A 14,221-nucleotide genomic window follows, 5' to 3' on the forward strand; every position below is an offset into this window, starting at 1 on the left:
TTTCCCCTTCCAATTAAGCTTCTTGTCCTACAGTCTCATCTTCAATTCCAAGTTCAGTTTTGATCCAGTCGTAGCCTTCTGCTTCCAATTTATGAGACAATTCTTCTCCGCCGGATTTAACTACGCGTCCTTGCATCATAACGTGGACATGGTCAGGAGTGATGTAGTTCAACAAACGCTGATAGTGAGTGATGATCAAGCAGCCGAATTCTTCACTTCTCATCTGGTTAATGCCATCTGCAACAACTTTCAAAGCATCGATATCCAATCCAGAGTCGATTTCATCTAAAACAGCGATTTTTGGTTTGATCATCATCAACTGAAGGATTTCATTGCGTTTCTTTTCCCCGCCTGAGAAACCTTCGTTCAAATAGCGTTGAGCCATATCTTGTTCCATATCAAGGACTTCCATTTTTTTATCAAGTTCGCGAATGAATTTCATCAATGAAATTTCGTCGCCTTCCGCACGGCGGGCATTCATCGCTGAACGCATAAAATCAGCATTGGTAACTCCCGAAATTTCGCTTGGGTACTGCATGCCAAGGAAAAGACCAGCGCGGGCGCGTTCGTCAACTTCCATTTCCAATACGTCTTCGCCGTCTAGAGTGATCGTTCCTGATGTAACTTCATATTTTGGATGCCCCATGATAGCAGAAGCCAAAGTTGACTTACCAGTTCCGTTAGGTCCCATGATGGCATGAATTTCACCTGTATTAATTGTTAAATTTACACCTTTTAAAATCTCTTTTCCTTCGATTTCAACGTGTAAATCTTTAATGACCAAAGTTGACATGTAAATACCTCCATAAAGTTGATGTTGAATGGCAAACCATTCTTAATTAGTATCATTCTAATCTTAACCGAAATCAACCTTAGTAGCAAATCATTAAACCGGATAGCAATTTAAGAAATAAGCTTTTAAAAATACTGTATTTTCCTTATACCCCTAACCTGATACACATGAAAAATTGAATATTTTAATTTTCAATAGAAAGGTTCTAAATGAGAATATATATCAATAAAAAAACCAGCGCCTTTTAGCACTGGATCTTTCCTTACTATATCAATGACGGTGTACCAGACGTTCTAAACGCGCAGCTACTTGCTGGCCTTGCTGATAGTCCTGTTCTCTACGTTGCTCTACTACTACAATTTTGTCAGTGTCGTTTTGATATTCATCAATACCAAATCCGTGTACATCTCGAAATGCCTGTTCCATTTTCTCTGTATGCTCTATACCATTTGAATCGATAGTGAACCATTCCTTTCGAATTTTAAAGTCACTTACATTATACCCTTATGTTTCTTGATAAAACGCTAACATGTTAATTTGTCAGAAAATAGCACTATTGTCATGCATACTGAAAAGCAATAGAAAAAAGGCCCCGCTTAAAATTGCTGGGCCTTTAACTATTAATTTTTGCTACTTCTGTATAAAGACTTGAAGGGTTAAGTTCTTGCGCTTTCAGCAGCTCATTGAGTTTTTCATCTGCTTCCGAGAATTTTGCAATTGCAGCTTCGAAATTCGCTTCTTTTGTTAGTTCCTCTGCTTTCATATCATATGATTCTTTAATAAATCCAAGAGCAGTCTCGATATCCTTTTTTTGATCAGCTAAAGTTTCCGGAATGTCGATTCCCTCTACCGCTGCTGCTGTTTTCTCGGCAGATGCTTTCGCTGCATCTTTCATCGCTTGCAAGTTAGCGCCTTCTGGAAGAGTGCCTTCTGTCTGGTTTACTTCAAATGTATTCAAGTCGGCATCTGTGGCGTTAATCGTTTTAGATACCGACATATAAAAACGCATGAATTCCTGTTTTGCATTTCCTGTTTCTTGAGCTGTTTTTTCAGTTTCCTTTTGTTCTTCGGTTGTTTCTTCCGTAGCAGTTTCTTCACTGCATCCCCCTAACAGAAGAGCCGCTGAAAAACCAATCATTAGTAATTTCTTCATAAAAAACCCCCCTTCGATATAAAATCCTTAGCTATAATAGCATAGCTTTTGGAAATCGTATACAGAAGAGGGAATTGCCGAAATTCATTGAAATTCCATATTATTGCAACGCTTTTTTGCCGTTTGTGAAACGGTCGACAATCATGGCTAAAGCTCCATCACCGGTCACATTAGTAGCAGTCCCAAAGCTGTCTTGTGCCAGATAAAGAGCAATCATCAAAGCAACCATTGTGGAATCGAAACCAAGCATAACTTCCAGTAAACCGATTGATGCCATAACAGCTCCGCCCGGTACACCAGGTGCGGCAATCATTGTTACGCCAAGCATAAAGATGAACGGTAAGTAACTGCCGAAAGAAGGCATACCGCCAGTCAATAGCATGACGCCAATTGAACATGAAACAATTGTAATTGTACTTCCTGATAAATGGATGGTTGCAAATAACGGAACCGCAAAATCCACTACTTTTTCATTTGCACCTGTTTTACGAGCCTGTCGAACTGTAACAGGAATCGTTGCTGCCGACGACTGTGTGCCAAGCGCTGTGAAATAAGCAGGCAGCATTGTTTTCAATAAATAAAGCGGATTTTTTTTGTTCAAGGTACCAGCTGCAGTGTATTGAAGCAGCAGCATAATCCAATGCAGGATAAGAATCATTACGAAAACCACTGCAAAAAGTGCCAGGATTTTCGCGACCGCTCCGCCATATGCCATATTGGCGAAAATGCCAAAAATATGGAATGGCAATAACGGGATGATGATATATGTGATTGTTTTTTCAATAATCTTTTGGAACTCATCGAAAAACGAAACCATGGTTTTGCTTCCGGTCGAAGCCATTCCGATGCCAAGCAGAAATGCCAAAATCAATGCTGACATTACGCCGAATACAGGTGGCATCTCCAAAACGATGAATGATGTTGCCAAAGCATTTTCCGGATCTTCAATGCCGCTCATCGAACCAGCTTTCATAAAGTTCGGAAGAATAGTAGTTGCAGCAAAAAACGCAAGAATTCCTGCTACGATCGTAGAGGCATAAGCGAAAAATGTAGCAAGTCCGAGCAATTTCCCAGAACCTTTCCCGAGCTGGGCGATGCCGGGTGCGATAAAACCAAGAATGATTAGAGGTACAACAAAGTTAAGAAAGTTCCCAAAGATTGATGTAAAAGTGGCAAAGATCCGTGCCATCCACTCTGGCGCAAAAGAACCGATTAATACACCTAAAGCGATAGCGACAATAATCCTCGGTAAAAGACCGAATTTAATTTTCATGATGTGTCCTCCCTAGATGAACAACTGTATTTTATTATTATACAAAAGTATCATATTGGTCTAGTAATTAGAATAGATTCTACAATACGCGAAATATTAAAATTATTATCTAAAATAAAAAAACTGGATGCCGACTCAAAAAATCGAGTCTACATCCAGTTTTATGACGTGTATTCAGCTATATCATTATTATTTGACAGGTACTACTGCCCCGCCCCATTCTTCTAAGATGAAGTCTTGGATTTCCTGTGATTTCAAGGTTTCAACTAATGCTTTGATATTTTCGCTGTCTTCATCGCCTTTATTGACTGCGATGATATTGACGTATGGAGATTCTGAACTTTCAAGTGCGATGGAATCTTCCAATGGACTCAATCCTGCATCGATTGCATAGTTTGAGTTGATCAACAAAGCATCGCCTTCGCCTGCTTCATATAATTGAACCATCAATGCTGCTTCATAGTTCGCATCAAACTCAAGATTTTTCGGGTTTTCCACAATATCCTTCACTTCAGCAGTCGTTTTGTCTATGTCGTCTGCCAATTTAATCAAGCCTTGAGCTTCAAGCATCGATAAAATACGGCCATGGTCGGCTACTGAGTTGCTCATTAAAATTGTTGCCCCTTCAGGAAGCTCTTCCAATGAAGCATATTTCTGAGAATAAACACCGATCGGCTCGATGTGGATTCCGCCTGCATTTTCAAAATCATAGCCAAATTCTTTCTTTTGTGACTCCAAATACGGAACGTGCTGGAAATAGTTGGCATCAATTTCTCCAGCTTCTAAATCTTGGTTCGGCAAAATGTAATCCTGGTATGTCTCAATCTCTAATTCAATTCCTTGCTCTTCAAGGAGCGGCTTTGCCTGTTCCAAAATAATTGCGTGCGGTACGTTTGAAGCACCCACTTTTAATGTGCTTGTCTCTTCTTCACTTGCTCCGCCGTTGCCGCCACCGCAGCCTGCAAGTACAAGTGCTGTCAATAATGATCCTGCTAGTAATTTTTTCATGTAACTGGTCCCCTTTTTCTATGTTTTTTATAGTTTAGCTGTTAGCGTTTATCAGATTTGGTAGTCATTCGGTCACCAATAAACTGGATTGCGAAAACGATGATCAAAATCAAAATAGTTGCCATTAGCGTAACATCTTCCCGGCTTCTTTGGAAACCGTCCAAGAACGCAAGTGTTCCTAGACCTCCAGCACCGATAATTCCGGCCATGGCAGTATATCCAACCAATGCAATCGCTGTAACTGTGATACCTGAAATTAATGCCGGTTTGGACTCCGGCAGCAGCACTTTACGGATAATCGTCCAAGTTGTTGCGCCCATAGAACGCGCAGCCTCGATGACTCCTTTATCAATTTCCTTCAGCGCGATCAATACCATGCGCGCATAAAATGGCGCCGCTCCAATGATCAAAGCAGGCAATGCAGCATTCGGCCCTCGAATCGTGCCGATGAGAAATTTCGTAAACGGAATCAGCAAAATGATTAAAATGATAAACGGAATCGAACGGAAAATGTTGACGAATGCTCCAGTCAGCCAATTCACCACACTGTTAGCCCATAATTGTTTCGGTGCCGTCAAAAATAAGACGATTCCCAGAACCAATCCGATGACAAAAGTGAAGAATGTCGACATGGCTGTCATATATAATGTTTCGAGCGTCGCTTCCCACATGCTGTCCCAATCGACATTCGGAAATAATGACTCAATCATTTGCCATCACCTCCGTCTGGACACTCTCAGCATTCAAGAATGCGAGAGCTTCGGATATCTGCTGCTGCGAACCTTTCATTTGTAAAACCAATGTTCCATAAGCTCCTCGCTGCGTGTGCGATATATTTCCTTGCACAATATTAATCTCTACAGGGTATTTCCGGATCAGCTTAGTCAAAATAGGCTGTTCTGTCTGTTCACCGACAAAAACCAATTTCACCAATTCGCCTGTCGGATAAAGTTCCCGCAGATGTTTAATCGTTTCGTGAGAATCTTCCGTATCGGTGACTTGAGCGACAAAACGCTTCGTAATTGGCTGTTTTGGTGCCTGGAAGACATTCAATACGTCTCCCAGTTCAACGACGCGGCCGCCTTCCATAACAGCGACACGATGGCAAATCTTCCGAATAACATGCATCTCATGGGTAATGAGAACAATCGTAAGCCCAAGACGCTTATTGATATCGACTAAGAGTTCCAGAATCGAATCGGTTGTCTGCGGATCGAGTGCTGAAGTAGCTTCATCACATAGGAGCACTTCAGGTTCATTAGCCAGCGCACGGGCAATGCCGACACGCTGTTTCTGGCCACCCGACAGCTGAGACGGATAAGCATGTTCTCTACCGGTAAGCCCAACCAATTCCACCAATTCCTGAACGCGGGCGTCGCGCTTGTTTTTTGGAACACCTGCGATTTCAAGCGGAAATTCGATGTTTTCTTTTACTGTACGTGACCACAGAAGGTTAAAATGCTGGAAAATCATACTGACTTTCTGGCGCGCCTTCCGCAGCTCTGGTCCTTTACTTGCCGAGATATTTTGGCCGTTTATTGTTACCGTCCCCGAAGTAGGCTTTTCCAATCCGTTCAATAAACGGATCAATGTACTTTTTCCTGCCCCACTATAGCCGATAATGCCAAAAATTTCACCGGACGAAATCGACAGATCGACATGGTCGACAGCTGTTAAAGTGCCTTTTCCCGTGTCGAAAACCTTCGACAGTTCTTTTAATTCAATCATCCTTTTACAACTCCTAATCCAAAATAAAAAACCCTTCCGCGCAGAACTGAGCAGAAGGGTAACCGTGAAAACACGAAAACCGCTCTCTCATCTCCCAAAGCTTTTGCTTTGTGTGATTTGGCACCATTTCATTTTCATGACGGTTGCCGGGCTTCATAGGGCACTTCCCTCCACCACTCTAAATAAGAGTTACGATATGAAATTATTGTTCAGAAATTCAATTTACCATGCTCGACATTTTTCGTCAACAGATTTCAATTTTCCGTATAGGTAAGGCACAGACTGGAATGCGTAAATCTTTTCTTTCAGCTGCCCGTTTTCTGTAATGAGCAGGCAAGGCACACTTTCCACCTTGTACAATTCGGCGATTTCTTGAACATAATTCAAATTCGCTTTGCCCATCGGCAAATCCGGGAACAACTCTTTTACGACATCCATCATTTTAGAAGCAACTTGGCATGTACCGCACATCGGCGTATACAAATAATAAGCCGCGGCAGAGCTAGTGTTCTTTTCTTTCAGCCATTCTTTATGTGTCCATTCTTTCATCGATTTCATCCCTCAGTTAATAACTTATTGACTTGAACATTTGCTGAAATCAGCACATCGAGCAAGATCCGGATCGGCGTCGCTGCCACTTCCTTGTAACTGCGATTGATATAAAAATGCCGGGCTTCAGGGAATTCGCGTTTAACAAGTTTCCGCAGCCGTTCACCTGATTTATCCGCATCCACCAATATGATGATATCTAAACCTTCATAAGGCAGCAATAATTCTTCAAGCCTCGATGCACTAACTGTACCATTTGTGCAAACAATCGTCACGGGTTCTGCAATGAGCGGCGCTATTCGTGTTTTATCCGTTAGCCCTTCAACCACAATTACTTTATCCATAAGTCAACACCTCGCTGATATATGATGAAAGATTAGGTGTAAAGGCTGCTCCGTATTGGTTCAGCCTATAGATGCTTATTTCATATAGTTCCCGGCTAGCAAAAAAAGCGCCAAGTAATAGGCGCTTTTTAAGATATTACTCGTTGATCATTTCCTGATATTGTTCAGCTGACATCAATTCGCTGATCTCAGCTTCTTCTGGAGATTCGATTACCACCATCCACGCATTTTCATACGGAGATTCGTTTACAAATTCAGGACTGTCTTCAAGCTCAGTGTTGACTTCAATTACACGCCCGCTAATAGGCGCATAAAGCTCTGAAACAGTTTTAACTGATTCTACGCTGCCAAATGGCTCATTTCTTTTTATTTCATCGCCAACTTGCGGCAATTCTACGAAAACGATATCGCCAAGTTCAGCTTGTGCAAAATGTGTGATGCCAATGCGTGCTGTACCGCCTTCAACTTTAACCCATTCATGCTCTTTAGAATAACGAAGTTCTTGTGGTGTGCTCATCGGAAACCCTCCAAATTATGTAGTGTACTCATTTCTCAGTTTGACATAAAGCCTGGGGAAATACAAGATTTCACTGCTCTCTCTTCCAGGTATTTTCAAACTCTTCTTCTTTAAAACCAAGTGTCGCTTTTTTTCCATCCCAAGCCAATGGGCGTTTAATCAGCATTCCGTCTGAAGACAGCAGCTTTAGTTGCTGATCTTCAGGCATTTCTTTCAATTTGTCTTTCAATCCGAGTTCCCGGTACTTCAGGCCGCTTGTATTAAAGAACTTCTTCAATTCAAGTCCGCTGTTCTCATAAATTTCACGAAGTTCGCTGTCAGACGGGGGTATTTCAGCAATGTTAATTTCATTGTATTCAATGTTATTTTGGTCAAGCCATTTTTTTGCTTTGCGGCATGTTGTACATTTCGGATATGCATAATAGGTAATCATTCTAAAACCTCCTTTTAACCAAGCTTACCAAAATTAGCACGCCTGGTCGATGTAAAAAAACGCAGCCCGAAGGCTGCGTTTTCAAAGAAAGCTTAGACTACATATTTCTCTGTTTCCACTAATTTAACAGCTGCTTCCCGCTTTTTCGCAATCACGTTATACGGAGTTGAACGAGTCAGTTTACGCAGTGCAGAAAGCATCATGCGCTGATTGTCGCCTTCCACAGCCGCAAGCAATGTCTCTTTTGCGTCTTTCTCAATTTTGTCAAAGGCTTCTTGGCAATATATTTGCGTATACAACAATTTTTGCTGGGCTTTTTCTTCTCCGGATGCTGCAATCGCTTTTTCCGTGCGGAGCACTGCAGATTCCATCGCAAAGACGTTTGAGACGATATCCGCGATGTTAACAAGCACTTCCTGTTCTTGTTCGATCTTTGCACCATACGTCTGCGCCGCAAGGCCAGCTGCAAGCAAGGCGATTTTCTTGGCGTTTTTCACCAAGTATTTTTCCTGTGCCAACGCTTCTGTGCCAATTTCTTCCGGCATCATCATGAGCAATTCCTCTTGCAATTGCTGTGCGTGCTGCAATAAAGGAAGCTCGCCTTTCATCGCTTTGCGCAGCAATGTACCTGGTACCAGCAAACGGTTGATTTCATTTGTTCCTTCAAAAATCCGGTTGATGCGGGAATCACGGTAAGCGCGCTCGATTTCATACTCTTGCATGAATCCATATCCGCCGTGCAGCTGAACGCCTTCATCAACAATATAATCCAGCGTTTCTGTACCAAAGAATTTATTCATCGAACATTCCACTGCAAATTCTGCAATTGCATCCGCCACTAATTTCCCGTTGGCATGCTCTTCTTCTGTAAAGCCGCTCATGCGGTCTTCAAATAGACCAACTGTGCGGTATACCGAACTTTCCAGTGCATACAATTGAGAAGCCATTGTCGCCAGTTTTTCACGCGTCAAATTGAAGGAAGAAATGGGTGTTTTAAACTGCTGGCGCTGATTCGTGTAAGGAATCGTGATTTCCATCGCACGTTTTGAACCGCCGACTGTGCCGACCCCCAGTTTGTATCGGCCGATGTTCAAAATGTTAAATGCGATAATGTGGCCGCGCCCTGCTTCGCCTAATAAGTTTTCTACAGGGACTTCCGCATCCTGCAGGACTAATGTGCGCGTGGAAGAGGATTTAATGCCCATCTTCTTTTCTTCCGGTCCAACAGAAACACCGTCATAAGCACGTTCCACAATAAAGGCTGAAAATTTCTCGCCGTCAATTTTTGCATAAACAATGAACACATCCGCAAATCCCGCATTTGTAATCCATTGTTTTTCGCCATTTAATACGTAATGCGTACCGGCTTCATTTAACTTAGCCACTGTTTTTGCACCCAGTGCGTCTGATCCGGAGCTTGGCTCTGTAAGGGCATACGCGGCAATCAGTTCGCCAGTTGCCAAACGCGGCAAGTATTTCTGCTTTTGTTCTTCATTGCCGAAAAGCACAATTGGCAAAGAGCCGATGCCCACATGGGCGCCGTGTGTAATCGAGAAACCGCCCGCTTTCGACATTTTTTCTGCAATTAAAGCGGAAGCGATTTTATCGAGGCCAAGGCCGCCGTATTGCTCCGGTACATCGGCACCGAGAAGGCCGATTTCTCCAGCCGTTTTCAATAGCCGCACAGAATGCTCAAACTCATGGTTTTCCAATTTCTCCACTACAGGCATTACTTCTGTATTTACAAAATCCTCCGTCGTTTTAGCGATCATTTTTTGCTCTTCCGTAAAGTCTTCCGGTGTAAATACGCGGGATAAATCGGCTTCTTCAATTAAGAAACTGCCGCCTTTGATTAAAGTCTTAGATTCTGCCATTTTTTATTCCTCCTGGTTTATGGTTTTCTTGTGTAAATTTGTTGATTGAATTTAGAGAGTGAGAAAAATCGCTTCAGGCGGACGCTTTCCGCGGGCACGGCCTCAGCCGCTTCCCTCGCTGCGCTCAGTCCAGTGTCTTCAGCTCGTGCTGTTCCCGCTGGAGTCGCCGCCTTCCGCTCTTTCTTCTCAAAAACACATGGTAGTAGTAATTTTTTATACCAACTAAACCATTGGCATTTCTTAATACTATTTGATAGTAGGATAGCTTATAGAATGATATGGAGCAGAACAGCGGAGATTCCCGCGGGGCAGCGTAGCGACGAAGTGCCGAAATCCACTCGGGCCAAAAGCCCGAGTTAGTTCGGCGCAAGTCCGCAGGAAAGCATAGCTGTTTTGCGGAATATCGATGCTCAGTTCAGCATATATTTCCTATAGCATTTCAAAAACGCCGGCCGCGCCCATACCGCCGCCGATGCACATGGTAACGACGCCGAATTGTTTTCCTTGGCGTTTTAATTCACTCATCATCTTCATCGTCAAAATAGAGCCTGTTGCTCCAAGCGGGTGGCCTAAAGCGATGGCGCCGCCGTTTAAATTCACTTTATCGATATCAAGGTTGAGATGGCGGATGACGCCTAACGATTGGGAAGCGAAAGCTTCATTCAATTCCCATACATCAATATCCTCAATTGAAAGGCCAGCCAATTTCAATGCTTTCGGGATGGCGACAATCGGACCAATTCCCATCACTTCCGGCGGTACACCGCCTGTTGCAAATGAACGGAATTTTGCAATTGGCTTTAATCCCAGTGCTTCCGCTTTTTCCCGGTCCATGACCAACACCGCTCCGGCACCGTCTGAAGTCTGCGAAGAGTTTCCGGCAGTTACTGTCCCGCGAGCCGAGAAAGCTGCGCGGAGCTTGTTCAAGGTTTGGATGCTTGTGCCGTGTCGCACGCCTTCGTCCATTTCAAACATGAATGTTTTTTCCTGGTATTTATTGTTGTCATCGACGAAACGCTTAGTGACTTCGACCGGCACGATTTCTTCATCGAATTTGCCGGCAGCGATTGCTGCAGCCGCTTTTTCATGGGAGCGGACCGCAAACGCGTCCTGGTCTTCCCGGCTTACGCCGTATTGAGTAGCGACCTGCTCTGCCGTATGGCCCATGCTCATATAGTATTGAGGAGCAGTTTCCGCCAGCTTTGAATTCGGCCGGATCACATTGCCCATCATCGGCACCATGCTCATCGATTCAACACCGCCGGCTATGATTGCTTCTGCGCTTCCGACCATGATCCGTTCGGCCGCATAAGCAATCGACTGTAAACCTGAAGAACAGAAACGGTTGACTGTTACTGCTGATACCGTATCCGGCAATCCTGCCAATGCACCGATATTGCGCGCAATGTTCATGCCTTGTTCAGCTTCCGGCATCGCACATCCCATGATTAAATCATCTATCGGGCCATCATATCCACCAGCCCGGTTTAATGCTTCCCGGACTACCAATGCGCCGAAATCATCCGGGCGCACAGTAGCAAGAGAGCCTTTTTTCGCTTTGCCGACCGGGGTTCTGGCCCCAGCGACGATTACTGCTTCGCGCATGTGTTTTTCCTCCTTTAATATCTTCGATTAGTTGCGGAGCGGTTTGCCTTTGACCAGCATATGCTGCATCCGCTGCTGAGTTTTCGGTTTCGCAACCAAGCTTAAAAATGCTTCACGTTCCAGATCTAACAAATATTGTTCATCCACTTTCGTGCCGTATGGAAGTTTTCCGCCGGACAAGACAAAAGCGAGTTTCTTGGCAATTTTCAAATCGTACTCTGTAATATAGCCGGATATGAACATGCCTTCTGCTCCGAGTAAAAGAGTGGCGTACCCTGGCTCACCGGTAACCGGTACTTTTTCGCGAATCGGTGCCTGGTAGCCATTTTCATATAAAGCAAGTGCTGCTTGTTTTGCATCATAAATCAGATGGTCGCTGTTGACGCTGATGCCATCTGTAAAATTTAAAAAGTTATTTTCACGCGCTTCTTCTGCTGAAGTGGACACTTTTGCCATCGCAATCGTTTCAAACACATTGCTTGCGATATTCTGGTAATCCACCGTTACGCCGTTCGGCAGGCCTTTCAAGTGCTTGATGTAAAGTTCTTTGTTTCCACCGCCGCCAGGTATCAGCCCAACGCCCGCTTCCACTAAGCCCATATACGTCTCCATTGAAGCCTGAATATGTGCTGCATGAAGCGCAACTTCCGCGCCTCCGCCAAGCGTCATGCCGAACGGTGCAACCACTACAGGTTTGGAACTGTATTTAATTTTCATTAACGAGTTCTGGAAGGTCCGGATAGTGAAATCCAGTTCAAAGATATTGTCATCTTGCGCCTCCATCAGGATCATGCCAAGGTTCGCGCCGACACAGAAGTTCTTGCCTTGGTTCCCAATGACCAAACCTTTGTAATTCTTTTCTACTTCATCTATTGCATAATTGATCATTTGCATAATGTCCAAGCCGATTGCATTTGAACGCGAATGGAATTCCAGCAGCAAAATGCCGTCTCCAAGATCGATCAAGCTCGCTCCTGAATTTGACTTCAAGACCCCGTTCTTTTTCTTATAACGTTTTAAATCAATGGCTTTTTCGTTGACTGGCACCGGCTGGTAATCGGTTCCATTAAAGAAATACAGGTCGCCGTTTTCTTCTTTATAGAAGCTCTCATTGCCGCTGTCGAGCAAACTTTGAACAAAGCCAGGAATCTGTAAACCTTCCTGCTGCATTTTTTCGACTGATTTTTGGACGCCGATCGCATCCCATGTTTCAAACGGCCCTTGTTCCCATCCGAATCCCCATTTCATGGCATTGTCAATGGCCACTATATCGTCTGCAATTTCACCAGTTAATCGAGCGGAATAAAGGAGTGTCGGCGAAAGGATGCTCCATAAAAGCTCTCCTGTGCGGTCGTTTGCGTAAACGAGCGTTTTAGTTTTCGCTGCAAGGCCTTTCTGTTGTTTTGCCATTTCTTGTGAAGGCGTTTTCAAATCGCCGGCTGGGCGGTATTCCAAGGTTTCTGGGTTCAGTTCCAGAATTTCTTTGTCTTTTTTAAGGAAGAATCCTTGTCCTGATTTGGCACCGATCCAGCCTTTCTCAATCATCTTCTTCATGAATTCAGGAGTTTCAAATACTTTCTGTTCTTCACCGGAAGTCTGGTCGTAAACATTTTTCGCTACATGCATGAATGTATCCAGGCCGACTACATCCAATGTACGGAATGTCGCTGATTTCGGGCGCCCGATCAACGGCCCTGTAACCGAATCCACTTCTCCGATGGAATACCCGCGGTTCTGCATTTCACGCAATGTCACCAACAATCCGTATGTACCGATGCGGTTGGCTATGAAATTCGGCGTATCTTTCGCAATCACAACGCCTTTGCCCAATCGGTCTTCTCCGAATGATGTCATGAACTGAAGAACTTCAGGTGCCGTCGTGTCCGCCGGAATGATTTCCAGGAGTTTCAAATAGCGCGGCGGGTTGAAGAAATGCGTGCCAAGAAAATGTCTGCCAAAATCTTCTGAACGGCCTTCAGCCATCGCGTTGATGCTGATGCCGGATGTATTGGATGAAACGATTGTGCCAGGGGTTCTGACAGCATCAATTTTTTCATAAAGCGATTTTTTAACTTCTAAATTTTCAACGATTACTTCGATGATCCAATCCACGTCTTTCAATTTTTCTAAGTCATCTTCCAAGTTCCCTGGTGTAATCAGCTGCAAATTCTTTTTAGAAGTTAATGGTGCCGGTTTCTGTTTCAACAGTTTTTGAATAGAAGCGGCAGCAATCCGGTTTCTCACCTGCGGATGTTCTAATGACAATCCTTTTGTCTGTTCTTCTTCCGCTAATTCGCGAGGAACGATATCCAGCAGTAAAACCGGAATTCCTATATTTGCAAGGTGTGCTGCAATTCCTGATCCCATTACACCGGAACCAAGCACCGCTGCTTTTTTAATTTGGTAAGCCAATGAAAAACCCTCCTCGTTTTTTTGAATGAACCCTCATTCATTTTTTACTTAAAAAAATAGAACGCTCTCTATGTCCTCAGTGTAAATTATTTTCATTGTTTTCGCAATATTTAATCGTTAAAATTATTCAACTCTTCAAGTTCAATCTCTTCCCGAAAGTTATCCGGCATTGTAAACTGGTTTAGAGACATTTAGGAGGAGATTTTATGAAACCCATTACATCAACTGAACAATTCAATGAAATCATCGAAGGAACTGAACCAGTAATCGTTAAATTCCAAGCCGGCTGGTGTCCGGATTGCACGCGCATGGATATGTTCATCGATCCAATCATCGAAGAATACAACGAATACAAATGGTTTGACGTGAATCGTGATGAATTGCCTGAGCTTGCTGAAAAATACGACGTTATGGGCATTCCCAGCTTATTGATTTTCAAAAACGGCGAGAAAACAGCCCATCTTCACAGCGCTCATGCAAAAACACCTGAATCGGTAACAGATTTTTTAGCAAGCCAGAAGAAATAGACAAC

At 43.7% G+C, this 14,221-nt stretch carries 14 protein-coding genes and 1 riboswitch; of the genes, 1 reads left to right on the forward strand and 13 read right to left on the reverse strand.

Annotation, left to right across the window (positions count from 1 at the left end; translation table 11 throughout):
* Window positions 1-13 precede the first annotated feature (13 nt).
* The 13 genes from sufC to ACSFXN_RS16630 form a co-directional block, all read right to left on the reverse strand.
* Window positions 14-799 (reverse strand): Fe-S cluster assembly ATPase SufC, encoded by a 786-nt coding sequence (gene sufC / locus ACSFXN_RS16570; RefSeq protein WP_300993321.1) that lies wholly within the window; start codon window positions 797-799, stop codon window positions 14-16.
* Window positions 800-1,406: 607 nt separating this feature from the next.
* A complete protein-coding gene (locus ACSFXN_RS16575) occupies window positions 1,407-1,946 on the reverse strand; it encodes a hypothetical protein (RefSeq protein WP_437151231.1) in 540 nt (179 codons plus the stop codon).
* 100 nt (window positions 1,947-2,046) lie between these two features.
* Entirely contained in the window at window positions 2,047-3,219 is a 1,173-nt protein-coding gene (locus tag ACSFXN_RS16580; RefSeq protein WP_437151233.1) for a dicarboxylate/amino acid:cation symporter, read from the reverse strand.
* Window positions 3,220-3,408: 189 nt separating this feature from the next.
* Window positions 3,409-4,227, reverse strand: a complete 819-nt coding sequence (locus tag ACSFXN_RS16585) for a MetQ/NlpA family ABC transporter substrate-binding protein (RefSeq protein WP_437151235.1) — start codon at window positions 4,225-4,227, stop codon at window positions 3,409-3,411.
* Between the two features lie 41 nt (window positions 4,228-4,268).
* Window positions 4,269-4,937, reverse strand: a complete 669-nt coding sequence (locus ACSFXN_RS16590; protein ID WP_300992090.1) for a methionine ABC transporter permease — start codon at window positions 4,935-4,937, stop codon at window positions 4,269-4,271.
* Window positions 4,930-5,955 carry a methionine ABC transporter ATP-binding protein gene (locus tag ACSFXN_RS16595; RefSeq protein WP_437151236.1) on the reverse strand — a complete coding sequence of 342 codons (1,026 nt, stop codon included), beginning with the start codon at window positions 5,953-5,955 and terminating at the stop codon, window positions 4,930-4,932. Before ACSFXN_RS16595 ends, ACSFXN_RS16590 begins: the two co-directional genes overlap by 8 nt.
* A gap of 84 nt (window positions 5,956-6,039) precedes the next feature.
* Window positions 6,040-6,144: riboswitch (SAM riboswitch) on the reverse strand.
* A gap of 33 nt (window positions 6,145-6,177) precedes the next feature.
* Window positions 6,178-6,504, reverse strand: coding sequence for a thioredoxin family protein (locus ACSFXN_RS16600; protein ID WP_437151238.1), 327 nt, complete (start codon window positions 6,502-6,504; stop codon window positions 6,178-6,180).
* A 5-nt stretch (window positions 6,505-6,509) separates the two neighbouring features.
* Window positions 6,510-6,848, reverse strand: a complete 339-nt coding sequence (locus ACSFXN_RS16605) for a toprim domain-containing protein (RefSeq protein WP_300992087.1) — start codon at window positions 6,846-6,848, stop codon at window positions 6,510-6,512.
* Window positions 6,849-6,984: 136 nt separating this feature from the next.
* Entirely contained in the window at window positions 6,985-7,365 is a 381-nt protein-coding gene (gene gcvH, locus ACSFXN_RS16610; protein ID WP_437151240.1) for a glycine cleavage system protein GcvH, read from the reverse strand.
* Window positions 7,366-7,435: 70 nt separating this feature from the next.
* Window positions 7,436-7,798, reverse strand: coding sequence for an arsenate reductase family protein (locus tag ACSFXN_RS16615; protein WP_437151241.1), 363 nt, complete (start codon window positions 7,796-7,798; stop codon window positions 7,436-7,438).
* A gap of 92 nt (window positions 7,799-7,890) precedes the next feature.
* Complete coding sequence (locus ACSFXN_RS16620) at window positions 7,891-9,672, reverse strand: acyl-CoA dehydrogenase family protein (RefSeq protein WP_437151242.1); 1,782 nt, start codon at window positions 9,670-9,672, stop codon at window positions 7,891-7,893.
* 429 nt (window positions 9,673-10,101) lie between these two features.
* Window positions 10,102-11,277 (reverse strand): acetyl-CoA C-acetyltransferase, encoded by a 1,176-nt coding sequence (locus tag ACSFXN_RS16625; protein WP_437151243.1) that lies wholly within the window; start codon window positions 11,275-11,277, stop codon window positions 10,102-10,104.
* 27 nt (window positions 11,278-11,304) lie between these two features.
* A complete protein-coding gene (locus ACSFXN_RS16630) occupies window positions 11,305-13,689 on the reverse strand; it encodes a 3-hydroxyacyl-CoA dehydrogenase NAD-binding domain-containing protein (RefSeq protein WP_437151244.1) in 2,385 nt (794 codons plus the stop codon).
* 206 nt (window positions 13,690-13,895) lie between these two features.
* Here ACSFXN_RS16630 and ACSFXN_RS16635 point away from each other — a divergent pair, with 206 nt between their 5' ends.
* Window positions 13,896-14,216 (forward strand): thioredoxin family protein, encoded by a 321-nt coding sequence (locus ACSFXN_RS16635; protein WP_301857513.1) that lies wholly within the window; start codon window positions 13,896-13,898, stop codon window positions 14,214-14,216.
* Window positions 14,217-14,221 lie beyond the last annotated feature (5 nt).

The sequence above is a fragment of the Planococcus sp. 1R117A genome, assembly GCF_051417975.1.
In the GTDB taxonomy this organism is placed as follows: Bacteria; Bacillota; Bacilli; order Bacillales_A; family Planococcaceae; genus Planococcus; species Planococcus shenhongbingii.